The organism is Bradyrhizobium sp. UFLA01-814, from assembly GCF_046718885.1.
GTDB classification, from domain to species: domain Bacteria; phylum Pseudomonadota; class Alphaproteobacteria; order Rhizobiales; family Xanthobacteraceae; genus Bradyrhizobium; species Bradyrhizobium elkanii.
This window is the reverse complement of record NZ_JAQOSR010000036.1, coordinates 1-13,734: the sequence shown is the minus strand read 5'-3', so window position 1 is coordinate 13,734 and position 13,734 is coordinate 1. Positions and strand designations below refer to the sequence as shown.

General features: G+C 65.4%; 14 protein-coding genes. 8 read left to right on the top strand and 6 right to left on the bottom strand.

What is annotated here, in order from left to right; genetic code table 11:
• Positions 1-84 precede the first annotated feature (84 nt).
• Positions 85-621, top strand: coding sequence for an REP-associated tyrosine transposase (locus tag PMN64_RS13535; RefSeq protein ID WP_028345352.1), 537 nt, complete (start codon positions 85-87; stop codon positions 619-621).
• A 153-nt stretch (positions 622-774) separates the two neighbouring features.
• On the opposite strand, the gene PMN64_RS13530 is transcribed toward PMN64_RS13535, so the two are convergent.
• Both PMN64_RS13530 and PMN64_RS13525 read right to left on the bottom strand, forming a co-directional pair.
• A complete protein-coding gene (locus PMN64_RS13530; RefSeq protein WP_028345351.1) occupies positions 775-1,554 on the bottom strand; it encodes a class II aldolase/adducin family protein in 780 nt (259 codons plus the stop codon).
• Positions 1,555-1,700: 146 nt separating this feature from the next.
• Complete coding sequence (locus PMN64_RS13525) at positions 1,701-3,350, bottom strand: glycosyltransferase family 39 protein (RefSeq protein WP_411781046.1); 1,650 nt, start codon at positions 3,348-3,350, stop codon at positions 1,701-1,703.
• A 284-nt stretch (positions 3,351-3,634) separates the two neighbouring features.
• Between PMN64_RS13525 and PMN64_RS13520 the strand changes: the two genes are divergently transcribed.
• Both PMN64_RS13520 and PMN64_RS13515 read left to right on the top strand, forming a co-directional pair.
• The gene (locus PMN64_RS13520; RefSeq protein WP_411781045.1) at positions 3,635-4,582 is read left to right on the top strand and encodes a DUF308 domain-containing protein; all 948 of its coding nucleotides are present in this window, start codon (positions 3,635-3,637) and stop codon (positions 4,580-4,582) included.
• A 177-nt stretch (positions 4,583-4,759) separates the two neighbouring features.
• The gene (locus PMN64_RS13515) at positions 4,760-5,173 is read left to right on the top strand and encodes a MucR family transcriptional regulator (RefSeq protein WP_038387183.1); all 414 of its coding nucleotides are present in this window, start codon (positions 4,760-4,762) and stop codon (positions 5,171-5,173) included.
• A gap of 4 nt (positions 5,174-5,177) precedes the next feature.
• Here PMN64_RS13515 and PMN64_RS13510 read toward each other — a convergent pair whose 3' ends face one another.
• Positions 5,178-5,609, bottom strand: a complete 432-nt coding sequence (locus PMN64_RS13510) for a SufE family protein (RefSeq protein ID WP_304499400.1) — start codon at positions 5,607-5,609, stop codon at positions 5,178-5,180.
• A 145-nt stretch (positions 5,610-5,754) separates the two neighbouring features.
• Entirely contained in the window at positions 5,755-6,135 is a 381-nt protein-coding gene (locus tag PMN64_RS13505) for a DUF5330 domain-containing protein (protein WP_028345346.1), read from the bottom strand.
• Between the two features lie 433 nt (positions 6,136-6,568).
• On the opposite strand from PMN64_RS13505, the gene PMN64_RS13500 reads away from it, so the two are divergent.
• Together PMN64_RS13500 and PMN64_RS13495 are read left to right on the top strand one after the other, a co-directional pair.
• Complete coding sequence (locus PMN64_RS13500) at positions 6,569-8,380, top strand: PAS domain-containing sensor histidine kinase (protein ID WP_411781044.1); 1,812 nt, start codon at positions 6,569-6,571, stop codon at positions 8,378-8,380.
• The gene (locus tag PMN64_RS13495) at positions 8,373-9,113 is read left to right on the top strand and encodes a peptidoglycan-binding domain-containing protein (RefSeq protein ID WP_411781043.1); all 741 of its coding nucleotides are present in this window, start codon (positions 8,373-8,375) and stop codon (positions 9,111-9,113) included. The genes PMN64_RS13500 and PMN64_RS13495 overlap by 8 nt, the downstream gene beginning before the upstream one ends.
• Positions 9,114-9,232: 119 nt before the next feature.
• Here PMN64_RS13495 and PMN64_RS13490 read toward each other — a convergent pair whose 3' ends face one another.
• A complete protein-coding gene (locus tag PMN64_RS13490; RefSeq protein ID WP_411781042.1) occupies positions 9,233-10,876 on the bottom strand; it encodes a hypothetical protein in 1,644 nt (547 codons plus the stop codon).
• Positions 10,877-11,101: 225 nt separating this feature from the next.
• On the opposite strand from PMN64_RS13490, the gene PMN64_RS13485 reads away from it, so the two are divergent.
• A complete protein-coding gene (locus PMN64_RS13485) occupies positions 11,102-11,446 on the top strand; it encodes a DUF1491 family protein (protein WP_411781041.1) in 345 nt (114 codons plus the stop codon).
• Here the strand turns inward: PMN64_RS13485 and PMN64_RS13480 are convergent.
• Entirely contained in the window at positions 11,443-12,375 is a 933-nt protein-coding gene (locus PMN64_RS13480) for a DUF2336 domain-containing protein (protein ID WP_411781040.1), read from the bottom strand. The genes PMN64_RS13485 and PMN64_RS13480 overlap by 4 nt on opposite strands.
• Before the next feature lie 295 nt (positions 12,376-12,670).
• Here PMN64_RS13480 and PMN64_RS13475 point away from each other — a divergent pair, with 295 nt between their 5' ends.
• Together PMN64_RS13475 and PMN64_RS13470 are read left to right on the top strand one after the other, a co-directional pair.
• Complete coding sequence (locus tag PMN64_RS13475) at positions 12,671-12,865, top strand: hypothetical protein (RefSeq protein WP_024579523.1); 195 nt, start codon at positions 12,671-12,673, stop codon at positions 12,863-12,865.
• A 16-nt stretch (positions 12,866-12,881) separates the two neighbouring features.
• Positions 12,882-13,649 (top strand): hypothetical protein, encoded by a 768-nt coding sequence (locus PMN64_RS13470; RefSeq protein ID WP_411781039.1) that lies wholly within the window; start codon positions 12,882-12,884, stop codon positions 13,647-13,649.
• Positions 13,650-13,734 lie beyond the last annotated feature (85 nt).

Below are 13,734 nucleotides of genomic sequence, written 5' to 3'. Positions count from 1 at the left end.
CGCCCGGAATTGGGCGGCGTTTTGATTCGGATGTCGGATGGGTAGAGCGAAGCGAAACCCATCGCTTCTTCATTGCGATCAGTCATGGTCACCTATCGCCGCAATTTCATTGCTGGAGGCAGTTTCTTCTTCACGGTCAATCTAGAGGACCGGCGTCTGCGATTGCTGACAGACCACATCGATCAACTGCGCGCCGCTTTCCGTGAAACGCGCGATCGGCATCCTTTCACGACCGAGGCGATTGTCATTCTGCCCGATCACCTCCATGCAGTTTGGAGCTTGCCGGAAGGTGATGCTGACTTTGCGACGCGCCGGCGGCAGATCAAGTCGGCATTTTCACGAAGCCTCCCGGCCGGCGAACTCATTTCGGGTAGCCGAGCGGCCAGATCGGAACGCGGCATCTGGCAGCGACGATACTGGGAGCACACGATCCGGCATGAAGATGACCTCTCTCGTCACATCGACTACGTGCACATCAATCCGCTCAAGCACGGCCTCGTGAAGCGGGTGAAGGACTGGCCGTATTCGTCGTTTCATCGCATGGTCAAGCTCGGAGTCTACCCAGAGGATTGGGCTGGCGATGGGGAGAGAGCGGATGGGGCGTTCGGTGAGCGGTCTTGATGCTGAGGCGTGATGGGTTTCGCTGCGCTCTACCCATCCTACGGGTCTCCGCCAGGCCGCCGGGCATAAGAACGCCGCCCGGAATTGGGCGGCGTTTTGATTCCGATAGTGCAGAGGGTGTTGGCCGTTAGCCTAGCCGAAGATTGTGAAATTTCAATCACGATAGCCGGGATTGACCCGGTCGAGCTTGCGCAGCAGCGGCGGCCAGACCAGCTGGGTCGAGCGCAGCTCGGCGCGATCCGGGTTGGAGAGCAGCTCGGTGTTCTTGTCGATCGCGTGCGGGTCGACCGGATAGGCGATCGGTCCGAGCGCGCGGGTCGCCACCTGCATCGAGCAGGCACGCTCCAGATGGTACATCCGCTCGAACGCGGACGCGACCGAGCGGCCGACCGTCAGGGTGCCGTGATTGCGCAGCAGCATGTGGTTCTTGCTGCCGAGATCGCGCTGCAGGCGCGGACGCTCGTCATGATCGAGCGCGATGCCTTCATAGTCGTGATAGGCGAGGTCGTGGGTGACGAGCTGCGCGGTCTGGTTCAGCGGCAGCAGGCCCTCGGGGCCGCTCGACACCGCGGTGCCGTCGACGGTGTGCAGATGGAGCACGCAGCCGGCGTCCTCGCGCACCTCGTGGATCGCCGAATGAATGGTGAAGCCGGCCGGGTTGATGCTGTAGTCGCTCTTCGAGAGCTGGTTGCCGTCGAGGTCGACCTTGACCAGGCTCGATGCGGTGATCTCGTCGAACATCAGCCCGTAGGGGTTGATCAGGAAGTGGTGCTCGGGTCCGGGGACGCGGGCGGAAATGTGGGTATCGACCAGATCGTCCCAGCCATAGAGCGCGACCAGCCGGTAGCAGGCGGCGAGATTGATCCGCTGCTCCCATTCCGCCGCACTCATATCCGACGGCACTTCCTTCAGGCGCGCTTCCGCTGGCGACATGGCCGATTGCTCCATTGATGGCGTTATTGCTTGGTCCAAGCGTAGCGCCGCCGCCGGACCGCAGCAAGGCAGGGTAACGGCGTGACAGTCATGTCGGCATGCGGCCCACGATCCGAACGGCGGTCGTCAGTGGGCAGTGTGATGCGTTACGGCGCCGGGATCGCCAGCAGGCTCGAGATGCTGCGACCGCGGATATCGTAGACGCGGGCGAACACGACGTCGTCGCGCTTGATCTCGACCATGACCGGCGCGGCCAGGCCCTTGCAGTAGAATTCGCCGAGCGTCATCGCGAAATCGGCAGCATTGCTGTCCCAGCCGATCGTGAAGTCGGGGCCGAGTGCGACCTGCGCGGGGCGCTGCGGTCCGCACACCGCGACCTTCCACTTGCGGTTCTGCGGCGGCACTTCCTGCCGTTCCGCCAGCTGCTCGCGCAGCCCGTCGGATGCCTGCTTCAGCGCCAGGCCCCAATAGTCCAGCATGAAGAAGTTGTCCGCGGTCCGCACCGTGCCGGCGATGTGGTTGAAGTGCGTGTACTGATACGGATGCAGGCGGATCATTTCGCTGAGCGGCAGCAAGAGGCCGAACGCGAACACGGCGAGCGCCGCGGGCTGCCAGGCGCGGCGGTTCTCGCCGAGCCAGTCCATGCCGCGCGCGAATGCGACGCCGGCCAGCACCGTCATCGGCGGAATGACGAAGATGAAGTGACGAATGCCGTTATAGAGCGCCGGCCGCTTCACCATCGCGATGACCAGCGGCAGCGTCGCCGCCAGCGTCAGCATCAGCATGATCGACTTGCGCTTTGCGGTGACGTCGTAGCGCGACAGCGACATCAAGGTGATGACGACGGCGGCGGCCAGCAGAACCAGCAGCACTTCGGGAAGCTGCAGCGCGAACAGAGTGGGTAGGTAGGACCACGGCATGTCCGGCACCGACACCAGCGCGCCGTCGAACATCTCCTTCCACGGTTTCTCGAAGAAGTGCGAGAAATAGGTCACCGCCTCGAGCGGATGTCCGGGCTCCATGATCGACCACGGCCAGATCAGGCCCATCACGAGATAGCCCAGCACAAGCCCCGGCAGCAGCACATAGACGACATGGGCAAAGCGGTGGGTCGCCTCGCGCGGGCCCTGCTTGCGGAACTCCTCGATCAGGAGCGGGGCGAAGCCGACCACGGCGTAGATCAATGCGAGCCCGCCAAGCACGCGGCAGCCGATCGACAGGCCGGCCCCCATGCCGACGATCAGGATGGTGCGCGGCGAGGGCGCCGGATATTCCTCGATCAGGCGGACCAGGCCCATGATCAGGACCACCATCGCCACGGCGAACGGCGCATCCTTCGGATTCATGAACATGTGGCCGTAGAAGGTCGGGCACAGCGCCAGCAGCAGCAGCGCCGCCAGTCCCGCCAGCGGGCCGCCGACGCGGCGCGCCAGGCGCCAGGTTACCGCAAGGCCGATAACGCCGACGATCGCGCCGAGCAGGCGGCGCGTCTCGAACAGTTCGAGCGGAATGATCTTGTGCAGCAGGGCTGCGGCCATGTCGAAGCCGCCGCCGTACATATACAGATTGGCAAACGACAGCGCGCCGGTGTCCTTGAACCCGGACCCGTACATGCGCAGCAGGAGGTCGGCATATTCAGCGTGGGTGTAATCGTCCCAGCCCAGACCGTAATCGCGGAACGTCAAGCCGGCGACCACGGCGACCACGCCGAGGACGAGGACAGCGAGATCGTCGCAGGTCTTCTCCACCGAGCGCCGCGCAGGCGCCTCGAGGGCAGACGTCGTAATCGATGACATAGCTAGTGATACCGGCGTGCCTGTGGCCCAGATTGGCGCTTTAGGGCCTCATTCCCCGGCATCCATAGCGCAGTTCCGTTTCCGAGTAATTGGTAATTGTGGCGTAATTTCCCAGATGCGTTGCAATAAATTGGCAGCAATTCGTAGCCAGTAGATCTACGGGAGCTGGCTGCCCGACAGCCGCTGCGGCCGCGATGAAGCAGCGCATCGCGCCCGGTTAAGCGGGATTTTAGGGAACTCTGTCTACAATTGGCGGTTGGCGGTGTGAGCAATATGACGGTATCGTGGCGTTGGTGGCCCGCGCCGATTTTCGGTCGGGTCTCCCGGGGGTTAGTTCGATGAAGGTTGGTCTGTTGGTCGTCGGCGCGGGCCTGGTCGTGGCGGGCTTGGCGGCGATCGGCCTCGGAATTCCAAACAAGGAATTCAGCGTCGGCGGCACGTTGATCGCGACAGGCGTGACCGGCGCATGTACCGGCGTGATTGTTCTGGCCCTTGCCGCCATCCTTCGCGAACTCCAAGCCATGGGCGACCGGCTCGATGCCGTCGTTGCCGTGGGTCTGCGGTCCGGGCCGCCGTCTGCAACTTCCCCGCGCGGCACTCCCGACGATCCGGTGTTCCCGCCGCCTGAGCCGAAGGTCTCGGCGCCTCCGCCATTGGCTCCAGCGTTCCCGCCATCCGCGCCGACGGCGCCGCCGCCCTGGCACGATGAAATCGCCTCGCGCGGCGCGTCAGGCGAGGCGCCGCCGCCCGTGCGGGCGGCCGCACCCGCGGACGGAGCGGCACCGCCCAAGCGGCGCAATCTGCTGTTCTCCTCCTCGCGCAAGGAGCGCGAACGGAGCCAAGGGCGTGCCGCCGAGCCGCTCACCCCGGATCTGCTATCGCCGGAACTGCGCTCGAATCCGGGCGGTTCGGCCGAACCGGCGCCGGCAACCTTCGACGATGCCTGGCCGAAGGCCGACCGGCCGCGGTCGGTTGACGTCGCCCCCCGACGCGGCCCCCGGACGCCATCGACCTTCGGCGAGGCCCAGTCGGCCGCCGCCGCCTCGCCGGCATCGGGCCATCCGCCGCCGCCTCAGGAGCAGCCGCCGGTGACCGTGCTCAAATCCGGCGTCGTCGACGGCATGGCCTATTCGCTCTATTCGGACGGATCGATCGAGGCGCAAATGCCGGAGGGCATGATGCGATTTGCCTCGATCGACGAGCTCAGGTCGCACCTGGAGCAGCGACCCTAAGATCGGCGTCAATACTTGCGCGCGGCCGGCCCGACGCCGGAAACGCGGCCGTTGTTGTCAGATTTGCTGTAATTCGTGCATATTCGCAAAGTAGTACGCGATTCCATTAATGTATTGCTGCGCATGGATACTGTCCGGTGGGCGCCGGGCTGTCGATAGCACGGGGAAGATTGAGCCATGTCCGATACGTCAGGCAAAACGCCGGTCGAGCTGACCGCCAACATCGTTTCGGCCTATCTCAGCAACAATCCGACGCCGGCCTCGGACATTCCGAACCTGATCAGCCAGGTCCACTCCGCCTTGTTGCGGGTGTCGAGCGGACGCAGCGACACGCCGAACGAGCCGGCCAAGCCCGCGGTGTCGATGAAGAAGTCGATCACGCCCGAATATCTGGTGTGCCTCGAGGACGGCAAGCGCTTCAAGTCGCTGAAGCGCCATCTGCGCACCCAGTACAACATGACCCCGGAGCAGTATCGCGACAAATGGGGGCTGCCGGCCGACTATCCGATGGTGGCGCCGAACTATGCGGTGGCGCGCTCGCAGCTCGCCAAGAAGATGGGCCTCGGCCAGCAGGCGCGGAAGCGGAAATAGGAGATTACGCGGCGGACGCCAGCGCCTCGCGCGCATCGTTGCGGATGCGGTCGACCATCGAGCGCAGGCCGTTGGAGCGCTGCGGCGTCAGATGGTCGCGGAAGCCGAATTCATCGAACAGTGCGAGCGCGTCGGTGCCGAGGATTTCCTTGGGCGTTTGCCCGGAAAACAGCGTCAGCACGATCGCGACCAGGCCGCGCACGATGTGGGCGTCGCTGTCGCCGATATAGATCAGGCGCGGTTCGCCGTTGGCACCGCGCTCGATCCGCTTCGACAGCCAGACCTGGCTGACGCAGCCCTGCACCTTGTTTTCGGCCGAGTGCTCCGCCTCCGACAACGGTTCGAGCGTGCGGCCGAGCTCGATGACATAGCGGTAACGGTCGTCCCACTCGTCCAGCAGCGCAAAATTGTCCCTGATTTCGTCGATCGTCGTCATCGTGGCCCGCGTCCTGTCCTTGACGGCTTATATAGGAAGGCGGGCCGCGAAAGCGATGAAAATGGAACCGGTTCCCGGTTGTTTTGACGGGTTTTATTCAACGCGAACCGGGATCCGCTTCGCGCGACGGCGCTTTGGTTTCCGCTCACGGCGTCGGCGGCAGGCGGAATTCGATCGACTGGTCGTCCGCGGTCAGCGTGTCGCGGAACGCGGTGGCTGAATCGGTATCGTCCTTGCCGATCGAGCCGGTGTGGTCCGGCGGCTTCTTGTCGGTGATGATCTGGTAGAGCTTGCGCGCCCCGTCGGTCGCGCGCTGGCCGATCGCGGTCGCGGCCTGGCCGCCGACCTCGCAGGCGGACGGCTGGCGCTTGCAGAACTGACCCATGTCGTTGATCGTCGCGGTCGCGGCCGACACCGCATCCGACGCGCTGATCGGCGGCGTCTTGTCCGCTTCGGGTGTTTTGTCTCTCGGCAGCAGCACGAGCACAAGCCCGAGCCAGAATGCCAAACGGAGCAGGAAGAACATGGCGCGATCCCGGTCGTCTGTCTTGTCTTGCTTCTTGCGCGGTCGATGCCGCTATTGGCCTTGAGGGTTAGCATCGGTCGATAAATCGGAAGTATCTGCATTGAAGTAAATCCGCCGAAAAATCGCGGAAAATTCGCCCGAATTGATTCGCCGTAAATTTTCGATTGATGGCGGCCGACGCGCGCCGGATGCGTAGGATCCGCCGCGTCCACCATTTCGAAACCATAGCATGTCGCATCCGGAAACCAGCCGTTCACCATCCCCGACAAATGGCCGGTGAATAGCGGGTCAAACCCACTCCAATGCACGGTGTTTGGCGGCAGGCCGCCCAGCCTTAGCGTTCGCTTAAGTTCGCTCTGACACGTTGACCTGCAATCACAAAGGAGGCGTTCCGGCGCGTCTGTGTTGACGATTGAGCCGAAGCGCGAGTGCTGTGAGTAGTTTGAGTCTGATCCGCGATTGCCTGGATGCGCTGCTGCATCCGTCGGCGCAATATGATGCGCTGACGCGTGCGCGCCATCGTGCCTTCATGGCGCCGCGGCTGCTCGGCAGCCTGGCGGCGCTTGCCTCGTTCCCTGCCTTTCTTGCGATGCGCGGTGCGCCGACGGCGATCGAGGTCGCGGCATTCGCCTGGCTGATCGCGCCGATCCTGCTGTCGTGGTTCCTGTCGCGCACCGGCCGCTATGAAGGCGCGCATGTGCTGTCGTCGCTGGCGCTCGCCGGTCTCGTGATGATGATCGCGGCGACGACCGGCGGCATCGCCTCGTTCGCCGCCGTGTGGCTCGTCGTGATTCCGATCGAGGCGGCGCTGTCGGCCTCGCGGCGCGTGGTGGCGTTTGCATTCGCGCTGGCGATGATCTGCGCGGCGTTGCTGAGCGTTCTCGGCCATTACCATGTGCTGCCGGTCGCCGATCCGGCGGTTGCCTCGAACAGCACGCTGGTCGGCTTCGGCGTCGTGTCGGGGATCTTTTACGCCGCCGCGCTCGCTTTCGGCGCGGAGTCGCTGGCGCGTACCAGCGTGGCGCTGCTCTATGTCGAGGAGGAGCGCTACCGCCTGCTCGCGCATAACATGAGCGACGTGCTGTCGCGGCACAGCCGCAACGGCGCGGTGCGCTTCATTTCGCCCGCGGCCGAGAACATGCTCGGCGTGCCGGCATCGCGGCTGTTGGGCCATGGTCTGTTCGATCGCGTTCATGTCGCCGATCGCCCGGCCTATCTCACGGCACTATCGGATGCCGCGCGCGGTGACTCGCGCAGCGTCGAGTTCCGCGTGCGCCGTGACGGTGCGCGGGGCGAAGCCGTCGCCGAATTCATCTGGGCCGAGATGCGCTGCCGCCCGCTCGATCAGGCCGCCGCCGATGCCGAGGTCGTCGCCGTGATCCGCGACGTGACCGATCGCAAGGTGCAGGAGCAGGCGCTCGAACAGGCGCGCGACGTGGCCGAGCAGGCCGATGCGTCGAAGACGCGCTTCCTGGCCACCATGAGCCACGAACTGCGCACCCCGCTCAACGCCATCATCGGCTTCTCCGAGATGATCGCGCAGGAAGACGTGCTCGGCCTCGACGTGGCCCGCCGCAAGGAATACGCGCAGCTGATCAACGATTCGGGCCAGCACTTGTTGTCGGTCGTCAACGGCATCCTCGACATGTCGAAGATGGAGTCGGGGAATTTCGAGATTTCGCCGGAGCCGTTTGCGCCCCGGCCGGCGCTGCTCAATTGCTGCAATCTGGTGGCGTTGAAGGCGCGCGAGAGCGGCGTCGACCTCGTCACGCGCGTGCCCGACGATCTGCCGATCGTGAACGGCGATCCGCGCGCATTCAAGCAGATCGTGCTCAATCTGGTCTCCAACGCCATCAAGTTCACCGAGCGCGGCGGCAAGGTGACGGTGTCGGCCGGCGTCGAGGGATCGCGGCTGGTGCTGCGTGTCTCCGACACCGGCGTCGGTATCGCCGCCGATGATCTCAAGCGAATCGGCGATCCGTTCTTCCAGGCCGGCAAGACCTATCAGCGCCGCCACGAGGGCACCGGTCTTGGTCTTTCCATCGTGAAGGGACTGGTTGGCCTGCACCACGGCGAAATCAATGTGGAGAGCAAGGTGGGCGAGGGCACCACGGTGTCGGTCGCGCTGCCGCTGGCGTTCACCCCGCCCGCCGCCGTCGAGCCGTCCAGCAATGTCTCGACCCTGAAGCCCGCGCTGCGTTCCGGACTACAAGAGCAAACCCATCAGGTGAAGAAGAGTGCCTAGACAGACTTTGGATGACGACGAAACGCCGCGCCGTCGCCGCGGCGCCAAGGCGGTGGCCATCGCGGCCGAGGAGGAACGTGGCCTCGTCCTGCGCCTGCTGCTGCACAGTCCGAAGGATCTGGTTGCCGGTGTGCTGGCGACGTCTGCCATTGTTGCGATCCTGATCAATGCGCTGTTCCTGCAGGCCGGCCGTCATCCGTCGCCGATGTTCGGCGGTTCGGTGGTGACGCTGCCGCCGCCGGCCCCGGTTGCCGCGGCCACCAGCCCGATACCGCGCCCGCGTCCGGCCGAGGCGGCTGCCCGATCGGCCGAGCCCGTCGACGTGAAGCCGGTGGAGACCAAGCCAGCCGAGACCAGGTCCATCGAAGCCAAGCCGGCAGAACCGAAGGCCGAGGCCAAGCCGGTCGATCCGATGGCCAATCTGGTGGCGAAATCGACCGCCGCCCCGCCGGCCGCCGCGCCGTCCCCGGCCGCCGCGCCGTCCAGCGTCATTCGTCCGCCGGCGTCGATTCCGACACAGCATCTGAGCCCGGCCGGCAAACGCATCGCCGCGGTCCAGCGTACGCTGACGGAGTATGGCTACGGCCAGCTCAAACCGACCGGCACGATCGGCGCCGATACCCAGCACGCGATCGCGAAGTTCGAGCGCGCCCGCAAGCTGCCGGTGACCGGGCAGATGTCCGATCGCCTGGTGCGCGAACTCAGCACGATGATCGGGCATTCAATCGAGTAGCCTCTCTACGACGGCATTGAATGTGTATTCGTCATGCCCGGGCTTGTCCCGGGCATCCACGTCTTTGAGACTGTTGAAGCTAACACGTGGATGGCCGGGACAAGCCCGGCCGTGACGAGTTAGGGCGTCTCGCCCAGCAGAACGTCCCTGACCTCGTCGGAGAACAGCTTCCTGCGGCCGGCCACCAGCACCCATTCCGGATCGTAGCGATCTGGAATGGCGCGCGGCATCCCGTGATCGAGCAGGGCCTGCGCGCAGCCCACCCAATTGCCGCCGCTGACCGGCTCGTTGCAGGAGGCCCACGACAGGCTTCCAGACGCGTTGTCGCCGAAGCCGTGCTGCTCGGTCCACTCCGCGCCGTGCTCGAGCAGGAATCGCGTCAGTCCGGCATTGCCACGGAACACCGCGTGATTGAGCGCCGACGCATCCCAGTCGCCGCCACGCACCTTGATCGGCCAGCCGAGCTCGACCATCAGCCGCACCGCATCGTCGCCGCCTGCCGCGGCGAGCTCCGGGAGCAGCCGCAATTGCTGCGGTGAAAGTGAACCTGGAAGATCGGGCCGACCGGCCTGGATTCGCCGCGCCTCGCGCTCGTCACCGCTGCTGCACGCCGCAACGAACCGCTCGTCATCGGCAAGCGTCTTGTCGCCGGTGCGCTCACGCAGCAACTCGGCGACCTCGGTCAGTCCGAACTGCAATGCGTAGCGGTATGCGCTGAGACCATCCGGCGTCGTGACGTGCGGATCTGCGCCGGCGTCGAGCAGTGTCGCGATGCAGGTCCGCGACCGCCGCCGGCGGATCGCCCACAGCAGCGGCGACCCGCAATCGGTCAACGGCGTGTTGCCGGCGGGTTCGTTCGGATTGCCGCCGTGCCGCAGCAGCAGGTCGAGCGCCGCCACGTTCTCGTCATCGAGCACCTTGTACATTGCGTTGGTGCCGGCGATCCGCGCGCCATGCTCGAGCAGCAGGCCTGTCGTCACCGAGCCTTCGAGCGAGTGGTAGAGCGATTCATTGTCGTTCGGATTGGCACCCGTTTCGAGCAACAGTCTGGTCAGCTCGAGATCGTGGTTGCGGCCGGCGGCGCCGTACAGCGCTGACAGCGGATTGCTGTCATCGGGTGCGTCGAGCGTTCCGGGCGGCCAGCGGCTGCTGATGTGCTGGTCGGGATCGGCGCCGGCCTGCAGCAGCAGGCGTGCGCAGCGATGCAGCCGGGCCTGAAATTCCGCAATCTGCAGCAGGCTGGAATGCGTTACGGCGACCAACGGCGGCAGTTTGAACGGACCGCCGGGACGGTTGACCCATGTGGGATCGTCGTTGGCGGCGCGTTGCACGGTCTCCTCGTCACCGATGGCGCAGGCGAGATAGGGATCGTCGGCGACAAGGCCGGGATCCTCGGTGAGCATCCGCGCCGCAACGCGCGGATTGGCGCGGTCGGTGGTGCCGGCGACGTCTGCGGCATAGACGAGCTGCAGCCATCGCCGCACGCGGTCGGCCTTGCTTTTACCGGGCGGCAATTGTGCGTCGACATAGCGCCGCAGGTCCGGCCAGGAGGCGAAGCCGAGATCGCGCGCCACGCAGGACTGCGCATCGTGCAGCCGCAGATTGAGCGCAGCGATCTCAGTATCGCTGCGCCCGGCCGCAGCCGGAAGCGCATGCCGGAAACGCGCGTAAGCCTCCGGCGCTTGCCGCCGGTAAAGGCGAATGAGCTCCTTGGCCTGCTTCTTCAGATGTTCGAGATTCGATCGCGCGGGCGATCGGTCCATGGAAACCTCCGTGCATCATCGCCGATGGTCCACAAAACCGGCTGCACAAAGGCTTGGTTGGCCGCTCAATTGGTGCAAGTGGGTTCAACCCTTCCCGTGGACCCGGGCGCGGCTTGCACCGCGGATGCAAGGATATGGGTGACGATTGGTTCGGTCAACCCGCCGCTCCGCGACGACGTCTGTGACAATTGGACGTGGCCGCGCCGCTGGCCTATAGGACGGCGCATGCGATTGAAAACAAACATTTGGGTCGCGGCGTATCTGCGCCGCTGCCAGACCGAGGGCGTGTTCGGCGCAGTCCGCAAGAAGGGCGCTGAGGAAGCCGGTGCCGTGTTCGTCAAGGTGGCGCTGATGGACGGCAACGCGATGCTGTATGCGCCCGCGCCGCAGACGGTCTATGACGACAGCCGTCCGGTCGAGCGGCTGTTCGTGCCGACGGCGCCACAGCCGGTATCCGAGCCATCTGTCGAGGAGCGCTTGACCAAGGAGCTCCGCTTCGATCCCGACGCCTGGATTGTCGAGACCGAGGACCGTGCCGGGCGGCACTTTCTTGATCTCGCGAAGGGCTAACTTCCAGACTTCTGATTACGGATAGCGGGCGCGCTGCCGGGCTGCGACGCGGGGCGCGTCAGCGAGGGTGCCGCGCGCACGCGATGACGCTCGTCGTCGTAGAGCGACGAGCGATACCTGGCGCGGGCCACCGCCATGGTCGAGCCACGCCACGCCGCCAGCATCACCAGTGCCGAGCGCTCGCTCAAGCGATCGTAGAGCCGCGACAGCCGATAGACATAATTGACCGAGGAGCCGGCTTCGGGATTGAGGAACATCAGGATCCGCTGGAACGCGGCGCTCGACACGTCAAGCGCCCGCATCGCGCAGGCGAGCGGCTCGCCGCCGGGATCGTTGACCACATCGGCGGCGATCCGCGACGGCAGGATCAGCGCCTCGCCGAGTTCGAGCGTGAAGTTATCGAGGTCCTCGGCAAACGCCGCCATCTCCAGGATATGGATCGCGCGCGCGGCGCGCGCGGCCGGGATCCGCGCCGCGGCCTTCAGCGGCGTGTCCTGCAGATTGTGCAGGATCTGCGCGCGCTCCTTCGTGCTGGCGGCAAAGAACATGTCGGAGATTTCAGCGGCATCGTTCGGCCGCATGGCGAGGCTCGCGGCCATCCGCAGCTCGGCTTCGGTCGGGATCTTGGCCGGCAGCGCGGACGGTGCGGGCGCAGGAATTGGCGCTGCCGTCGGCATCGGCTGGTCGGGACCGACGCGGCGCAGCCCGAGCTTGTCCATGATCCTTGCGGGCGTGGCCGGATAGATCGCAAGGCGCGCGCGGACGGCGGCACGGGTTGCGTCGTCAACCTCGTCGATCAGGCGCGTCGTCAGCTCGACGAACTGGCGCTCTTCATCGGCGGAGTGTGCGCTCGCCTGCACATAGAGGTCGGTCAGGACGCGCAGCAGCGTCGGGCGGATGTCGACGCCCTCGCGACGGGAGAGCGTCATCAGCCCATCGAAACCAGGAAATAGCGGAGCTGCGCTCATCTCGGGCGTACGCGACTTGCCAGTGAACTTCGGTTTGAAAACCTTGTGGCAGCGAGCCTACGCAGGCTGTTTTAAGAGGCAGTTAAGGAAAACAAGCCGTGAAGGTGAATGCTTGAAATTGCGCGTGTCTATTAAGGCACAGCGCCATATCCGTAACCGTCCGTACCGCCGGCTTAAGATGTCATTAACCATGCGCGTTCTTAACTCGGCGTGCGCGGGGCAAATCATGTCCGTGCGGGGCCAGAGAGAACGGAACATGGGCACCATCGTTGAGTTTCCGGCGGATGCGGCTGCACGGCGGCCAAGCATGGCCGGTGCTGCCGGCGAAGGCATGGGGACCGTACTGATCCTTCCCGTCGTCCGGATCGAGCGAACGACGGAGGAGACCGGCGGTGGTCGCGGACCAGAGCAGGGCACTGCGCAGGGCCGCCGTCGCCGACGCCGCTCCTGATCGCGGACATCGGGCAATGCCGGAGCTTGTGCAGCGGACCGCCGCTCGGCGGTCACTCCCGGCGCTGATCCTGCTGCTGGCAGGCTCGGCGCTCGTCGGCTGCAGCGGCGGCGATTTCGGCCGCACCCGCGCCGATTTCCGCAACGACGACATGCATCGCTGGATCGGTGCCGAGGCGACCGGCAGCATCGGCAAGAACGCTTCGCAATTCCAGCTCACCGAACACGAACGTCAGCTGCGCGACCTCGCCTATCAGTTCATCGAGCCGCCGCTGTCGCGTCCGGCGTGGAAGAGCGTATTCGGCGATTATCAGCCGCTGCCTTCGCCGTGGCGGCAGAGGGTCGTGTTCGATCGCACCGCCTATGGCCGCAATCTGATCGACGAGCCGCATCGCTCGTTCGCCTCGCGCTATTCGCTGCTGATCGACGAGGTGCGCGACGACATCACCCGCTTCGAGCCATTCTTCGCCACCGCGATCCAGGTGATCGAGCTCGATCGCAAGCGCAATGCCAGCCTCCACATGATCGCCGATGTGTCGCCGCGCGAGCGGGCGGATGCGGTGGCGCGGATGGAAGAGAACACGCTGATCGTGCAATGGGTCCAGCAGGCCCTGGAGCGGCGGATCTCGTCCTATCGCTGGGCGCTGGAGCGGCTGGTGATCCAGGCGCCCGACGGCATGGCCGCCGACGCCGAACGCCAGATCAACGAGCTCGCCCGGCTCACGGCCAACGCGCCGCTCATCTCCGCGCCGGTGACAGGCCAGGCCGTGGTGACGAAGGGCTAGTGTCCCGTATCCGAAGTTCGCATCATTCGCCGCACCTTCGGGACGAACTTCGGATTCGATAAGGACACTAGCAAACTTATGATTC

Coding starts and splice junctions, on each gene's coding strand:
- PMN64_RS13470 (WP_411781039.1), top strand. CDS start 12,882: ATGCCGGAGCTTGTGCAGCGGACCGCCGCTCGGCGGTCACTCCCGGCG.
- PMN64_RS13475 (WP_024579523.1), top strand. CDS start 12,671: ATGGGCACCATCGTTGAGTTTCCGGCGGATGCGGCTGCACGGCGGCCA.
- PMN64_RS13535 (WP_028345352.1), top strand. CDS start 85: ATGGTCACCTATCGCCGCAATTTCATTGCTGGAGGCAGTTTCTTCTTC.
- PMN64_RS13485 (WP_411781041.1), top strand. CDS start 11,102: ATGCGATTGAAAACAAACATTTGGGTCGCGGCGTATCTGCGCCGCTGC.
- PMN64_RS13525 (WP_411781046.1), bottom strand. CDS start 3,350: ATGTCATCGATTACGACGTCTGCCCTCGAGGCGCCTGCGCGGCGCTCG.
- PMN64_RS13505 (WP_028345346.1), bottom strand. CDS start 6,135: ATGTTCTTCCTGCTCCGTTTGGCATTCTGGCTCGGGCTTGTGCTCGTG.
- PMN64_RS13510 (WP_304499400.1), bottom strand. CDS start 5,609: ATGACGACGATCGACGAAATCAGGGACAATTTTGCGCTGCTGGACGAG.
- PMN64_RS13530 (WP_028345351.1), bottom strand. CDS start 1,554: ATGTCGCCAGCGGAAGCGCGCCTGAAGGAAGTGCCGTCGGATATGAGT.
- PMN64_RS13490 (WP_411781042.1), bottom strand. CDS start 10,876: ATGGACCGATCGCCCGCGCGATCGAATCTCGAACATCTGAAGAAGCAG.
- PMN64_RS13515 (WP_038387183.1), top strand. CDS start 4,760: ATGTCCGATACGTCAGGCAAAACGCCGGTCGAGCTGACCGCCAACATC.
- PMN64_RS13480 (WP_411781040.1), bottom strand. CDS start 12,375: ATGACGCTCTCCCGTCGCGAGGGCGTCGACATCCGCCCGACGCTGCTG.